This window comes from Escherichia sp. WS33 (assembly GCF_046486385.1).
In the GTDB taxonomy this organism is placed as follows: Bacteria; Pseudomonadota; Gammaproteobacteria; order Enterobacterales; family Enterobacteriaceae; genus ECMA0423.
In genome coordinates, this window is sequence record NZ_JBJQLJ010000003.1 from 125,454 (window position 1) to 141,161 (window position 15,708).

Here is a 15,708-nt window from a genome sequence, read left to right on the forward strand (position 1 = left end):
AGGCAGCTCCTGCAATTAAATTTTGTCACTAATATAGTTGCCGTGGTCATCGATAATGGTCAGATACCAGTTATTTGCATTATTACTTTTGACATTAACACTCTGACTTTCTAAGGGGGCAATCATAATAGTTTCATAATTGACTTTAACATTATTAGCTTTGACATCCGAAATCGTCACCCAATTAGCTGAGTCATTTTTTATCACCAATCCATTGCCACTGCGATTTACCAGTAACTTTTTAAAGGTCGCTTTATTTACCGGAGCAATACCCGCTGGCCGGTAAAACAACTTAATTCTGTTTTGCATCGCAAACTTCAGTGCATTTTTGCCTTCTTGCTCTGGACTATTTGGTGGAATATCCAGAACATTCAGATAAAAAATGCTTTCTTTATTAGTGGGCAGTTTATTCGGCATAATTTTGATTTTTACTTGCTGCCCGGAATTTGCCCCTATTTTTGCCACTGGTGGCGTTAACATGAAAGGAACCTGAATTTTTTCTGGTGGTAACGACGTATCGCCATCATCAATCCACGCCTGCAGCAGCGAAGAACGGTTTCCCTGGTTCATCAACTGCACCATAACTTCTTTATTTTCTGCCGGGTAAATAATGCGCGTCCCGTAGATAACAATTCCGGCATGTGCAGGAAGGACCATAGAAAAAATGAGTAAAGATAATAATCCTTTCATCTTAATGCCTCTTAAATTAAAAAGCCGCCATGGGGATAGCGGCCATGTTTATTACCTGGAGAAACTTACAATTTTATTTATTAATCCTGCGCCACACGCATAACCAGAGAAGATAACACATCACCTGATTGCACTGAGTTATCTGTCAGTTTCAGGTATTTTGCTTTAAACGGAATAGCATATTGACCTTCCGCTGTTTTATAACTCTCAATGTTAAAAGGTGCAGAAACATCCAGGACATCGCTGTTATCACCTAAATAGAGATAGTAACCCACGGTATCGTTGCTACTGGCTATCGCCTTATCGTTACCGGTTATTTTATCGTTGGTAATCAACGAGAGTTTTACACCAGCAACTTCTTTCGGGCAGCTAATTTTTAACATGCTGCTGGTTACACCGACTGCATCATCATAGGTAGAATATTTAGCTTTACCTTCAAAGACAGTGGTTGGTACAGTCGGCATATTAATACTTACTGAATCACCACCCGCTTCGAATTTACACGGAGATTCTGCAATATTCCCCTTAATAGTTAATGTTCCGGTATCAACGTCTGCAGCAAATACTCCAGCGCTCATAAAAAAAGAAGAAAAGACAGCGGCAGCAATAATTGAACGTTTCATAATATGTTCCTTAATAAAATTTATTTTTGGTTGTTAAGAGTCTGTATCTCTTGGAAACAAATTTCTCACATCAAAAAAGTTGCCGCAATGTAAACACATTGTTTTATTGATTTAAAACAAATTAACCATTGCAATATAAATACAAAAAATGTTTAAGAGTATTAACTATTTATCGCATCTATCAATTAATGTAGATTTATGTAAATGGTATTGTTGATATCAATAAAAAAGCCGAAATCATTTATATAAATGATTTCGGCTTTCTAAATGCAATTAAAATCAGGTTGCCAAATTAATCGTAGCGATTTAACACGATTCGACGTTTGCTATCGCTACCTGCAACAACCACTTCTGTCGTTACACCTTTGACGGGCGAAGAAAACAGATGACGGGTGTCAACATTATACGTTAACTGACCACAATGCTGTTGAGGTTGACCATTAACCATAGCCATACTGCATGTTGGGGGACTGATCCTGCCATTAATCGCTAATGTGGCAGTCTCTGAAGAGAATGCGGGAGAAGCCAATCCATAGGCAAGAAAAATAATTCCTGACAGCCAATACTTATTCATTGAACGTTATCCCTGTAGTAAAGGTTATGCCTGGATAGAATGAGTGCATAACAAACTATAGCTGTACATCCACTACACAGCCACGAAGGATGATAATGAAGCATTGCCTGTATGATCAATCGACTTTGTAGAGTTTCGGACGAAGGTCCGCAGAATATTCGCAGTATTAAATAAGTGTTCATTAATGCGGCAAAAACTAATACACCGCATCAATGTAACATCTCTGCGGTGTATGAAGAATAACCAGAATGGTTAATAGGCGTTAGACCGCGCGGAAGGAAATCTCGCCTGGAATGACTTCACCCTGCCAGTAGAGCTGAGCTGCAACGCGGTCAGCCAGCTGGCGGTAGATAGCGGTAAATTCGCTCTCCGGACGGCTGATAACCGTTGGCGTGCCTTTATCGAGATCCTCACGTAAGGAGATGTGTAACGGCATCTGCCCCAGCAGCTGTGTGTGGTATTTTTCAGCCAGTTTCTCAGCACCACCGGTACCGAAAATCGGTTCATGGTGACCACAGTTACTGCAAATATGCACACTCATGTTCTCGACAATACCAAGCACCGGAACCTCGACTTTCTCGAACATCACAATGCCTTTTTTCGCATCGATCAACGCGATGTCCTGCGGGGTGGTGACCACGACTGCACCAGTTACTGGAATGTTTTGCGCCAGCGTCAATTGAATGTCACCGGTGCCTGGCGGCATATCAAGCACCAGATAGTCGAGATCCGGCCACAAGGTTTCCTGCAACATCTGCATTAACGCCTTGCTCGCCATCGGTCCACGCCACACCATCGCATTGTCGTCAGTGACCAGATAACCAATTGAATTGGTTGCCAGGCCATGAGACATAATCGGTGCCATGTGGGTACCGTCCGGCGACGTTGGACGCTGATTTTCTGCGCCCAGCATGGTGGGAATTGATGGGCCGTAGATATCGGCGTCCAGAATGCCGACTTTCGCCCCTTCCGCCGCCAGTGCCAGCGCCAGGTTTACCGCCGTGGAGGATTTACCCACGCCGCCTTTACCGGAGCTGACCGCAATGATGTTCTTCACACCATTAATACCCGGCTGATTCTTCACGCGTTTTAAGGTGGCGATATTGTGCGACAGTTTCCAGTCGATAGCTTTCGCCCCGGTGATACGCAGCAGTTCGGCGCTACATTGCTCTTTTAACTCTTCAAACGCGCTATGCCAGACGAATGGCATAACCAGTTCCACATGCAACGTGTCGTCCATCCAGGCGACATGGTGCAACGCTTTCAGCGTGGTGAGGTTATGCTTCAGGGTTGGGTGCTGAAAATTGGCCAGTGTCCCGGCGACCATTGCGCGCAAGGCTTCTGGTGATTTGGCCTGGGATTGTTCGTTCATCCCGACTCCTTTTTTGTATAGATAAACCATCAGCTGATAGTTTACCTGAAGAATATAGAGAAGTACTTACTTAACATTTTCCCATTTGGTACTATCTAACCCCTTTTCACTATTAAGAAGTAATGCCTACTATGACTCAAGTCGCGAAGAAAATTCTGGTGACGTGCGCACTGCCGTACGCTAACGGCTCAATCCACCTCGGCCATATGCTGGAGCACATCCAGGCTGATGTCTGGGTCCGTTACCAGCGAATGCGCGGCCACGAGGTCAACTTCATCTGCGCCGACGATGCCCACGGTACACCGATCATGCTGAAAGCTCAGCAGCTTGGTATCACCCCGGAGCAGATGATTGGCGAAATGAGTCAGGAGCATCAGACTGATTTCGCAGGCTTTAACATCAGCTATGACAACTATCACTCGACGCACAGCGAAGAGAACCGCCAGTTGTCAGAACTTATCTACTCTCGCCTGAAAGAGAACGGTTTTATTAAAAACCGCACCATCTCTCAGCTGTACGATCCGGAAAAAGGCATGTTCCTGCCGGACCGTTTTGTGAAAGGCACCTGCCCGAAATGTAAATCCCCGGATCAATACGGCGATAACTGCGAAGTCTGCGGCGCGACCTACAGCCCGACTGAATTGATCGAGCCGAAATCGGTGGTTTCTGGCGCTACGCCGGTAATGCGTGATTCTGAACACTTCTTCTTTGATCTGCCCTCTTTCAGCGAAATGTTGCAGGCATGGACCCGCAGCGGTGCGTTGCAGGAGCAGGTGGCAAATAAAATGCAGGAGTGGTTTGAATCCGGCCTGCAACAGTGGGATATCTCCCGCGACGCGCCATACTTTGGTTTTGAAATTCCGAACGCGCCGGGCAAATATTTCTACGTCTGGCTGGACGCACCGATTGGCTACATGGGTTCTTTCAAGAATCTGTGCGACAAGCGCGGCGACAGCGTAAGCTTCGATGAATACTGGAAGAAAGACTCCACCGCCGAGCTGTACCACTTCATCGGTAAAGATATTGTTTACTTCCACAGCCTGTTCTGGCCTGCCATGCTGGAAGGCAGCAACTTCCGCAAGCCGACCAACCTGTTTGTTCATGGCTATGTGACGGTGAACGGCGCAAAGATGTCCAAGTCTCGCGGCACCTTTATTAAAGCCAGCACCTGGCTGAATCATTTTGACGCTGACAGCCTGCGTTACTACTACACTGCGAAACTCTCTTCGCGCATTGATGATATCGATCTCAACCTGGAGGATTTCGTTCAGCGTGTGAATGCCGATATCGTGAACAAAGTGGTTAACCTGGCCTCTCGTAATGCGGGCTTTATCAACAAGCGTTTTGACGGCGTGCTGGCAAGCGAATTGGCTGACCCGCAGTTGTACAAAACCTTCACTGATGCCGCTGAAGTGATTGGTGAAGCGTGGGAAAGCCGCGAATTTGGTAAAGCAGTGCGCGAAATCATGGCGCTGGCTGATCTGGCTAACCGCTATGTCGACGAGCAGGCTCCGTGGGTGGTGGCAAAACAGGAAGGCCGCGATGCCGACCTGCAGGCAATTTGCTCAATGGGCATAAACCTGTTCCGCGTGCTGATGACTTACCTGAAGCCGGTACTGCCGAAACTGACCGAGCGCGCAGAAGCATTCCTCAATACAGAACTGACCTGGGATGGTATCCAGCAACCGCTGCTGGGCCACAAAGTGAATCCGTTCAAAGCGCTGTATAACCGCATCGATATGAAGCAGGTTGAAGCACTGGTGGAAGCGTCTAAAGAAGAAGTGAAAGCAGCTGCCGCGCCAGTTACTGGCCCACTGGCAGATGATCCGATTCAGGAAACCATCACCTTTGACGACTTCGCAAAAGTTGACCTGCGCGTTGCGCTGATCGAAAACGCAGAGTTTGTTGAAGGTTCTGACAAACTGCTGCGCCTGACACTGGATCTCGGCGGTGAAAAACGCAATGTCTTCTCCGGTATTCGTTCTGCCTACCCGGATCCGCAGGCACTGATCGGGCGTCACACCATTATGGTGGCCAACCTGGCACCGCGTAAAATGCGCTTTGGTATCTCCGAAGGCATGGTAATGGCTGCTGGTCCTGGCGGGAAAGATATCTTCCTGTTAAGCCCGGATGCTGGTGCTAAACCAGGCCATCAGGTGAAATAATCCCCCTTTAAGGCGCTGCATCGACAGCGCCTTTTCTTTATAAATTCCTAAAGTTGTTTTCTTGCGATTTTGTCTCTCTCTAACCCGCATAAATACTGGTAGCATCTGCATTCAACTGGATAAAATCACAGGGATGCAGAATGAGACACTTTATCTATCAGGACGAAAAATCACATAAATTCTGGGCAGTTGAGCAACAGGGAAACGAGTTGCATATCAGTTGGGGAAAAGTTGGCACCAAAGGGCAAAGCCAGATAAAAAGTTTTTCAGATGCTGCGGCAGCGGCAAAAGCGGAGCTTAAGCTGATTGCGGAGAAGGTGAAGAAGGGGTATGTGGAGCAAGCGAAGGTTAATTCTTTGCAACCTTCCCAAACGGTAACGGGCTCTCTCAAGGTAGCGGACTTATCCACCATTATTCAGGAACAACCCTCTTTCGTAGCAGAAACCCGTGCGCCTGACAAAAATACAGATGCTGTTTTACCGTGGCTGGCGAAAGATATTGCTGTCGTTTTTCCGCCCGAAGTTGTACACACCACGTTAAGTCATCGCCGCTTTCCCGGAGTTCCTGTTCAGCAAGCAGACAAATTGACCCAATTACGTCGCTTAGCCTGTAGTGTGTCGCAACGGGATAATAAAACAGCCACATTTGACTTCAGCGCCTGTTCTTTAGAATGGCAAAACACCGTCGCCCAGGCGATCAGTCAGATCGACGGCCTGAAAACAACACAGCTACCATCACCAGTAATGGCTGTACTCACGGCACTTGAAATGAAATGCACAAGATATAAAGTGCGTGAGGATGTTATGGATCAGATCGTCCAGGAAGGCGGTCTGGAATATGCTACTGATGTAATAATACACCTTCAACAGATTGATATTAAATGGGATTATGCGAATAATGTCATTATTATTCTACCGTCTGGCATTGCACCTGACTACTTGGAGCAATATTCCAGATTTGAATTACGCCTACGTAAACATTTATCACTGGCGGAAGAGTCTCTCTGGCAAAAATGTGCACAAAAACTTATTGCCGCAATTCCACATATTCCAGAATGGCGGCAACCATTAATTGCTTTGTTATTACCCGAAAAACCAGAAATTGCACATGAAATTGCCCAGCGTCTACTGGGGCAAAAAAAATTACCCTCGCTTGAGTGGTTAAAAATAGTGGCGACTGATGAGCACATTCTTGCCTCATTAGAAAAATATCACGAGCCATATGCCATTTTTGATGATTACTATTGTGGTGCGATATGGTCAGCCACCGTATTACAGGAGCAAGGTGTTGCAGCCCTGCCCCGATTTGCTCCCTATGCCGCAAGTGACTACTGCGCCGATGTGTTGCGTCATATCAATCATCCGTTCGCATTAACACTGCTTATACGTGTAGCCGGGCATACTAAACGCTGTCACGATCGGATGACGAAAGCCATTGCTGCGTTCCCACATGCAGCAATGGCGGCACTGACGGAACTTCTTGGGCAAAAAGAAGAGAACAGTTGGCGCATTATGCTAATGACAATGCTTATCTCACAACCAGCACTGGCAGAACAGGTCATTCCCTGGCTCTCGACACCCGCAGTTGCCGTACTGAAATCATGCCAGCAACAACTGACACAGCCCTCAAACCATGCCAGCGCCGATCTACTGCCAGCCGTAGTAGTCTCCCCTCCCTGGCTTTCGAAAAAGAAAAAATCGCCGATTCCGGTGCTGGATTTAGCGCCATTAGGCATTGAGCCAATCTGTTATCTGACAGAAGAAATCAGTAATCAACTTTTGGCGAAATATATCTGGTATTCAAAACACATCACGGTTAGCCATGAAGAAAGTACTACCAACCTGTTGGCAAGGATGGGTTTTCAACGACGGATCGCTGGTACATATATTAAAGCTCCCGAAGCGGTAGTTGAGGCATGGCTAAATGAAGATTATTCAACCTTACTAAGTGAATTTAAGGTGTTTCATTCACCTACCGGGCATTATTGGCAGTTGGGGATTTTGACAACATTGCCGCTGGAGAAAGCAGTAAAAGCATGGAATGCCCTTACCCTATCTCCACATACCGATACCGAATACGCCATGTTACATTTTGGACTCAAAGGGTTACCTAGGTTAGTAAACTCACTTGCACGCTATCCACAAGAAGCCTTGCCCATCACGAATTACTTCGCAGCGAGTGAGCTGGCTCCTGCCGTCGCCCGTGCCTTCAACAAACTGAAAACGCTACGCGAAAACGCCCGTAGCTGGCTGTTGAAATACCCGGAACATGCCCTTACCGGCCTGCTGCCTGCGGCGCTCGGCAAAGCCGGTGAAGCACAGGATAACGCCCGCGCTGCCTTGCGTATGCTTACCGAAAACGGTCATCAGCCATTACTGCAAGAAATCGCCCGACGTTATAACCAGCCGGAAGTAACCGATGCGGTGAACGCTCTGCTTGCGCTCGATCCCTTAGATAATCACCCGACAAAAATCCCCACTCTTCCGGCCTTTTATCAGCCATCGCTCTGGACGCGCCCGGTATTAAAAGCAAATGCCCAATCACTGCCAGATAGCGCCCTCCTCCACCTCGGTGAAATGCTCCGCTTCCCTCAGGAAGAGGCTCTGTATCCGGGATTATTGCAGGTGAAAGACGTCTGTTCCGCCGACTCACTGGCGGGATTTGCCTGGGATCTGTTTACCGCCTGGCAGACCGCTGGCGCGCCGTCGAAAGAGAGTTGGGCGTTCACTGCGTTAGGCGTTCTCGGTAACGATGACACCGCCCGCAAACTGACGCCATTAATACGCGCCTGGCCTGGTGAATCCCAGCATAAACGCGCCACCGTTGGGTTGGATATTCTCGCTGCTATCGGTAGTGATATCGCCCTTATGCAGCTTAACGGCATCGCCCAGAAACTGAAATTCAAAGCATTACAGGAGCGGGCAAAAGAAAAAATTGCCGACATTGCCGAGAGCCGCGAACTCACGGTGGCGGAGCTTGAAGATCGGTTAGCACCGGATCTCGGTCTGGATGATAACGGTTCGCTGCTGCTGGATTTTGGCCCACGGCAGTTCACCGTCAGCTTTGATGAAACCTTAAAACCGTTTGTGCGTGATGTTTCCGGCAGCCGCCTGAAAGACCTGCCCAAACCGAACAAAAGCGATGATGAATCGCGGTCGAACGATGCGGTTAACCGCTACAAATTGCTGAAAAAAGATGCGCGTACCGTCGCCGCCCAGCAGGTAGCAAGGCTGGAATCCGCCATGTGCCTGCGCCGCCGCTGGTCGCCGGAAAACTTCCAGCTCTTCCTGGTTGAGCATCCGCTGGTTCGCCACTTAACCCGCCGTCTGATTTGGGGCGTTTATAGCGCCGAAAACCAGCTACTGGCTTGCTTTCGCGTAGCAGAAGATAACAGCTACAGCACCGCTGACGATGATCTTTTCACCCTGCCGGAAGGCGATATCTCTATCGGCACTCCTCACGTTCTGGAAATATCACCAACGGATGCTGCCGCCTTTGGTCAGCTTTTTGCCGACTACGAACTGCTACCACCGTTCCGCCAGCTCGACCGTAACAGCTACGCCCTGACAGAAGCCGAGCGCAATGCCAGTGAACTGACCCGCTGGGCAGGCAGAAAATGCCCGAGTGGTCGGGTCATGGGGCTGGCGAATAAAGGCTGGATAAAGGGCGAACCACAGGATGGAGGCTGGATCGGATGGATGATCAAACCTTTGGGTCGCTGGTCGTTAATCATGGAAATCGACGAAGGTTTTGCGGTGGGTATGTCACCAGCCGAACTTAGCGCTGAGCAGCTCTTAAGCAAGCTGTGGTTATGGGAAGGCAAAGCGGAAAGCTATGGCTGGGGGAGTAATTCAACACAGGAAGCGCAGTTCTCCGTACTCGATGCCATCACCGCCAGCGAGCTAATTAACGATATTGAAGCCCTGTTTGAATAAGGAAAGAGCATGGACAAGGAATTACCGTGGCTGGCGGATAACGCCCAACTGGAACTGAAATATAAAAAAGGCAAAACACCACTCAGTCATCGCAAATGGCCGGGCGAACCGGTGCCTGTTATCACTGAAAGCATCATTCAGACACTGGGTGATGAATTGCTACAAAAAGCTGAGAAGAAAAAAAACATTGTCTGGCGTTATGAAAATTTTTCACTGGAGTGGCAGTCCGCCATCACGCAGGCCATCAACTTGATCGGCGAACACAAACCCTCAATCCCGGCCCGGACAATGGCGGCGCTAGCCTGTATCGCGCAAAATGACAGCCAACAGTTGCTCGACGAAATCGTCCAACAAGAGGGGCTGGAATATGCGACTGAGGTGGTGATTGCACGCCAGTTTATTGCGCGGTGTTATGAGAGTGATCCTCTGGTAGTGACATTGCAGTATCAGGACGAGGATTATGGCTATGGTTATCGCTCAGAAACCTATAACGAATTCGATCTCCGACTGCGTAAGCATCTCTCTCTGGCAGAGGAAAGCTGCTGGCAGCGTTGCGCCGACAAACTCATTGCCGCACTACCAGGAATAACCAAAGTTCGCCGCCCTTTTATTGCGCTGATCCTCCCGGAAAAACCAGAAATAGCCAATGAGTTGGTAGGCCTTGAATGCCCGCGAACTCATTTTCATTCTAAGGAGTGGTTAAAAGTTGTTGCTAATGACCCCACAGCGGTGAGAAAACTCGAGCACTACTGGAGCCAGGATATATTTAGCGATCGAGAAGCCAGCTACATGTCGCATGAAAACCACTTCGGCTACGCGGCCTGCGCCGCCCTTTTGCGCGAACAAGGACTGGCAGCCATTCCGCGCCTCGCGATGTATGCCCATAAAGAAGATTGCGGCAGTCTGCTGGTACAAATTAACCATCCGCAAGTCATCCGCACCTTGCTACTGGTGGCTGATAAAAACAAACCCAGCCTGCAACGTGTAGCTAAATACCATAAAAACTTCCCCCATGCGACGCTCGCCGCACTGGCAGAACTGCTGGCGTTAACAGAACCACCAGCCCGCCCAGGTTATCCAATCATCGAAGACAAAAAGCTGCCTGCACAGCAAAAAGCACGCGATGAATACTGGCGTACGCTGTTACAAACGCTGATGGCATCGCAGCCACAACTGGCAGAAGAGATGATGCAGTGGTTAAGTACTCAAGCCAGGGCAGTGCTGAATAGTTATTTATCGGCACCGCCCAAACCGGTTATTGATAGTACCGATAACAGCAATCTGCCTGAAATCCTCGTTTCACCACCGTGGCGTAGTAAGAAAAAAATGACAGCTCCACGTCTTGATTTGGCACCGCTCGAATTAACGCCGCAAGTTTACTGGCAACCTGGCGAACGAGAGAGGCTTGCCGCCACTGAGCCTGCCCGTTATTTCAGCACGGAATCTCTTGCGGAACGCATGGAACAAAAAAGTGGGCGAGTTGTATTACAGGAACTGGGTTTTGGGGATGATGTATGGCTGTTTTTGAATTATATACTCCCCGGAAAACTGGATGCTGCACGCAATTCACTCATTGTTCAGTGGCATTACTACCAGGGGCGGGTTGAAGAGATCCTGAATGGCTGGAACTCCCCGGAAGCACAATTAGCAGAACAGGCGCTCCGCAGCGGTCACATAGAAGCGTTAATTAACATATGGGAAAATGACAACTACTCACGTTATCGTCCGGAAAAGAGTGTCTGGAACCTGTATTTATTGGCACAGTTGCCGCGTGAGATGGCTTTGACCTTCTGGCTGCGTATCAATGAGAAAAAACATCTGTTCGCGGGTGAGGACTATTTTCTCAGTATCCTCGGGTTGGATGCGCTACCAGGTCTGATGTTGGCTTTTTCACATCGTCCAAAAGAAACATTTCCGTTAATTTTAAATTTCGGCGCAACAGAACTGGCCCTGCCCATTGCCCGCGTCTGGCACCGTTTTGCGGGCCAGCGTAATCTGGCTCGCCAGTGGATTTTACAATGGCCGGAACATACGGCTACTGCACTTATCCCTCTTATCTTCACCAAATCTAGCGATAAAAGCGAAGCTGCATTACTTGCCCTGCGTTTACTTTACGAACATGGGCATGGCGAATTGCTACAAACTGTAGCCAATCGTTGGCAGCGTACAGATCTATGGCCTGCCCTGGAACAATTACTTAAACAGAGTCCAATAGAGATTTACCCGGCACACATTCCAAAAGCCCCTGATTTCTGGCATCCGCAAATGTGGTCCAGGCCGCGCCTTATCACTAATAATCAACCTGTTACCGATGACGCTCTGGAAATTATCGGCGAAATGCTGCGCTTTACCCAGGGGGGACGTTTTTATAGCGGGCTGGAACAACTGAAAACGTTCTGCCAGCCACAAACGCTGGCAGCTTTTGCCTGGGATCTCTTCACTGCGTGGCAACAAGCTGGTGCCCCCGTAAAAGACAACTGGGCATTTCTGGCGTTAAGTCTCTTTGGTGACGAAAGCACGGCACGGGATCTAACGACACAGATCCTCGGCTGGCCACAAGAAGGCAAATCTGCCCGTGCTGTCAGTGGCCTGAACATCCTTACCCTGATGAATAATGATATGGCGCTGATACAGCTGCATCATATATCGCAACGGGCGAAATCCCGCCCCTTACGTGATAACGCGGCGGAATTTCTTCAGGTGGTCGCAGAAAATCGCGGGCTAAGCCAGGAAGAGCTAGCGGACAGATTAGTCCCAACCCTGGGCCTTGATGATCCGCAGGCGTTGAGTTTTGATTTTGGTCCCCGGCAGTTTACCGTTCGCTTCGATGAAAACCTCAACCCGGTTATCTTTGATCAGCAAAACGTTCGCCAGAAAAGCGTTCCCCGGTTGCGCGCCGATGACGATCAACTGAAAGCGCCCGAGGCACTGGCCCGACTAAAAGGGCTAAAAAAAGATGCCACTCAGGTGAGCAAAAACCTGCTCCCGCGTCTTGAAACGGCCCTACGTACCACCCGACGCTGGTCGCTGGCAGATTTTCATTCTCTGTTTGTTAATCATCCCTTTACCCGTCTGGTTACCCAGCGATTAATATGGGGGGCTTATCCGGCAAATGAACCGCGTTGTTTACTCAACGCCTTTCGTGTGGCCGCAGAGGGGGAGTTCTGCAATGCGCAAGATGAGCCAATTGACCTGCCTGCGGACGCTCTGATTGGCATTGCCCACCCGTTAGAAATGACAGTAGAAATGCGCAGTGAATTTGCACAGCTTTTTGCCGATTACGAAATTATGCCGCCTTTTCGCCAGTTGGCGCGGTGCACGGTGCTGCTCACACCTGATGAGTCAACCAGTAACAGCCTGACTCGCTGGGAAGGTAAATCCGCTACCGTTGGGCAGCTTATGGGAATGCGATACAAAGGCTGGGAGTCAGGCTATGAGGATGCATTTGTCTATGACCTGGGCGAGTACCGGCTGGTCCTTAAGTTTTCACCCGGTTTTAACCACTACAATGTTGATAGCAAAGCGCTAATGAGCTTCCGTTCTCTTCGAGTGTACCGTGACAATAAATCCGTCACTTTTGCCGAACTTGATGTGTTTGATTTGAGTGAGGCGTTAAGCGCACCTGACGTCATTTTCCATTAAAACACAGCGGGCAGTGATGCGACTGCCCGTTATCTACACGACTTACCAGCGGGGAAAGCGATGATCGTGCAAAAAGAGCTAGTTGCTATTTACGATTATGAGGTCCCTGTACCTGAAGATCCGTTTTCCTTCAGACTTGAGATCCATAAATGCTCTGAATTATTTACAGGTTCCGTCTATCGACTGGAGCGATTCCGGCTACATCCAACATTTCATCAACGTGATCGAGAAGATGCTGACCCGCTAATAAATGATGCGTTGATTTATATAAGAGATGAGTGTATTGATGAGCGGAAATTACGAGGTGAATCACCTGAAACTGTAATAGCAATTTTTAATCGTGAACTACAGAATATATTCAACCAAGAAATAGAATAATATACTCTAGATAATTAAAGTCGCAGCACATGCAACTTGAAGTATGACGAGTATAGCTTTCTTAAAGGGGGAAACGGTATTCCCCCTTAGATGCGTTTCAATTTGCCCGTTACTTCAACAAATCAATCAACCGTAACAGAGCCACTAATAACTCCAGTACGGCAATGAGCACGGTTAACTTTTGTGTCAGCGTGTCCATCCGCTCTCCTTATTAAGGAGCGCAACACCAGCACCTTACCCTTACACTGCCTGTTGATACTGGTTTACGTATGTTGGTACGAAACGTTGCTCTCCGGATCAGGGCACCGCCTGCGGCACCACCCGTCCGGCAGCCAGGACTTAAAATTGGTCCGATCCGGCACAACCTCCCAACGGGCAGGATTATAAATCTCACTCACTGAATTGCAATGGAGTGTGGATATGGTTATAATTTATTCGTTGGTACGAAATGTTGCACAATCAGCAAGTTAGCGTCACTGTAGTAAATAAAAGAACCTGCCTCACCAGCAGGTTTTTTTATTTTCTGCGATCTACTTTCCAGATATTTTTTGCCAATAGCCCAACATAAATATTCACATCCCGGTCAAATGGTGCGTTGAATATAAAATCGATGAATTTATAAATAAAAATGAGTTATATGATGAATTAATAAAAACAGTAATCATTTTATTAAAGGGGGAAGCGGTTTTCCCCCTTAGATGCGTTTCAATTTGCCCGTTACTTCAACAAATCAATCAACCGTAACAGAGCCACTAATAGCTCCAGTACAGCAATGAGCACGGTTAACTTTTGTGTCAGCGAGTCCATCCGCTCTCCTTATTAAGGAGCGCAACACCAGCACCTTACCCTTACACTGCCTGTCGATACTGGTTTACGTATGTTGGACCACGATGTTGCACTCCGGATCAGGGCACCACCTGCAGCACCCCCCGTCCGGTAGCCAGGACTTGAAATAGGTTCGATCCGGCGCAACGTCCCAACGGTCTGGATTATAAATCTCATTATCTTAATTGCAACGGGGTCCAGCCGTGGTTATAATTCGTTCGTTGGAACACGATGTTGCACAGGCTGTGGTGTTAGGCCTGAAAATAGTAAATAAAAGAACCTGCCTCACCAGCAGGTTTTTTTATTTACTGCGATCTGCTTTCCAGATATTTTTTGCTCAAACAACTAATGCGCCAAACATTTATTGCGCGTAAAATATCGTTTATTTCATTAATACATTTCAGGGATGAATATATGTCACCGCAGAATAATCATCTGCAGCGTCCGCCTGCTGCTGTGTTATACGCCGATGAACTGGCAAAATTAAAACAAAATGATAACGCTCCTTGCCCGCCCGGTTGGCAGTTAAGTTTGCCTGCGGCCCGTGCTTTTATCCTTGGCGATAGCGCGCAAAATATTAGCCGTAAAGTGGTGATTAGTCCCTCCGCTGTCGAACGTATGTTAGTCACTCTTGCCACCGGACGCGGTTTGATGTTGGTGGGGGAACCTGGCACCGCAAAATCTCTCCTGTCTGAATTACTGGCAACCGCTATTAGCGGCGATGCCGGGTTAACCATCCAGGGCGGCGCATCTACCACTGAAGATCAAATCAAGTACGGCTGGAACTACGCTCTGCTTATCAATCATGGCCCATCAACGGAAGCGCTGGTCCCTGCCCCGCTTTACCAGGGAATGCGCGACGGCAAAATCGTCCGTTTTGAAGAGATAACGCGTACACCGCTGGAAGTGCAAGACTGTCTGTTAGGTATGCTTTCTGACAGGGTGATGACGGTGCCGGAACTCACTGGTGAAGCCAGTCAGCTCTATGCGCGAGAAGGCTTTAATATTATTGCCACTGCCAATACCCGAGATCGCGGCGTCAATGAAATGAGTGCTGCGCTAAAGCGTCGCTTCGATTTTGAAACTGTCTTTCCGATTATGGATTTCGCCCAGGAGCTGGAGCTTGTCGCCAGTGCTTCGGCGCGTTTGCTGGCCCATAGCGGTATTCCGCATAAAGTGCCTGACGCGGTACTGGAGTTACTGGTCCGCACCTTCCGCGATCTGCGTGCCAACGGCGAAAAGAAAACGTCAATGGATACACTAACAGCGATTATGTCCACCGCTGAAGCCGTGAACGTGGCCCACGCCGTAGGCGTCCGCGCCTGGTTTTTAGCGAATCGCGCAGGTGAGCCAGCCGACCTGGTGGACTGCATTGCCGGAACCATCGTCAAAGATAACGAAGAAGATCGCGCTCGTCTGCGCCGTTACTTCGAACAACGAGTCGCCACACATAAAGAAGCTCACTGGCAGGCTTATTATCAAGCCCGCCACCGCCTGCCGTGAG

9 protein-coding genes are annotated in these 15,708 nt (G+C 48.6%); 5 read left to right on the forward strand and 4 right to left on the reverse strand.

Features of this window, described 5'->3' with window-relative positions:
* Positions 1-15 precede the first annotated feature (15 nt).
* The 4 genes from ACJHXA_RS04065 to apbC all read right to left on the reverse strand — a co-directional run bounded on the left by ACJHXA_RS04065 (position 16) and on the right by apbC (position 3,259).
* On the reverse strand, positions 16-690 hold the full coding sequence (locus ACJHXA_RS04065; RefSeq protein ID WP_000677395.1) for a fimbria/pilus periplasmic chaperone: 675 nt from the start codon (positions 688-690) through the stop codon (positions 16-18).
* Positions 691-770: 80 nt separating this feature from the next.
* Positions 771-1,313: a fimbrial protein gene (locus tag ACJHXA_RS04070; RefSeq protein WP_000830468.1), complete on the reverse strand. Its 543-nt coding sequence runs from the start codon at positions 1,311-1,313 to the stop codon at positions 771-773.
* Positions 1,314-1,605: 292 nt separating this feature from the next.
* On the reverse strand, positions 1,606-1,887 hold the full coding sequence (locus tag ACJHXA_RS04075) for a YehE family protein (protein WP_001324851.1): 282 nt from the start codon (positions 1,885-1,887) through the stop codon (positions 1,606-1,608).
* A 262-nt stretch (positions 1,888-2,149) separates the two neighbouring features.
* Positions 2,150-3,259, reverse strand: a complete 1,110-nt coding sequence (apbC, locus tag ACJHXA_RS04080) for an iron-sulfur cluster carrier protein ApbC (RefSeq protein WP_001005448.1) — start codon at positions 3,257-3,259, stop codon at positions 2,150-2,152.
* 131 nt (positions 3,260-3,390) lie between these two features.
* On the opposite strand from apbC, the gene metG reads away from it, so the two are divergent.
* The 5 genes from metG (at position 3,391) to ACJHXA_RS04105 (ending at position 15,707) form a co-directional block, all read left to right on the forward strand.
* Positions 3,391-5,424, forward strand: a complete 2,034-nt coding sequence (metG, locus tag ACJHXA_RS04085; protein WP_001295427.1) for a methionine--tRNA ligase — start codon at positions 3,391-3,393, stop codon at positions 5,422-5,424.
* 140 nt (positions 5,425-5,564) lie between these two features.
* Entirely contained in the window at positions 5,565-9,359 is a 3,795-nt protein-coding gene (locus tag ACJHXA_RS04090) for a DUF4132 domain-containing protein (RefSeq protein WP_001215613.1), read from the forward strand.
* 9 nt (positions 9,360-9,368) lie between these two features.
* Positions 9,369-13,001 (forward strand): DUF4132 domain-containing protein YehI, encoded by a 3,633-nt coding sequence (gene yehI, locus ACJHXA_RS04095; protein WP_208482454.1) that lies wholly within the window; start codon positions 9,369-9,371, stop codon positions 12,999-13,001.
* A 60-nt stretch (positions 13,002-13,061) separates the two neighbouring features.
* Positions 13,062-13,379 carry a protein YehK gene (gene yehK / locus ACJHXA_RS04100; RefSeq protein WP_000636923.1) on the forward strand — a complete coding sequence of 106 codons (318 nt, stop codon included), beginning with the start codon at positions 13,062-13,064 and terminating at the stop codon, positions 13,377-13,379.
* Between the two features lie 1,239 nt (positions 13,380-14,618).
* Complete coding sequence (locus tag ACJHXA_RS04105; protein WP_000074859.1) at positions 14,619-15,707, forward strand: ATP-binding protein; 1,089 nt, start codon at positions 14,619-14,621, stop codon at positions 15,705-15,707.
* Position 15,708 lies beyond the last annotated feature (1 nt).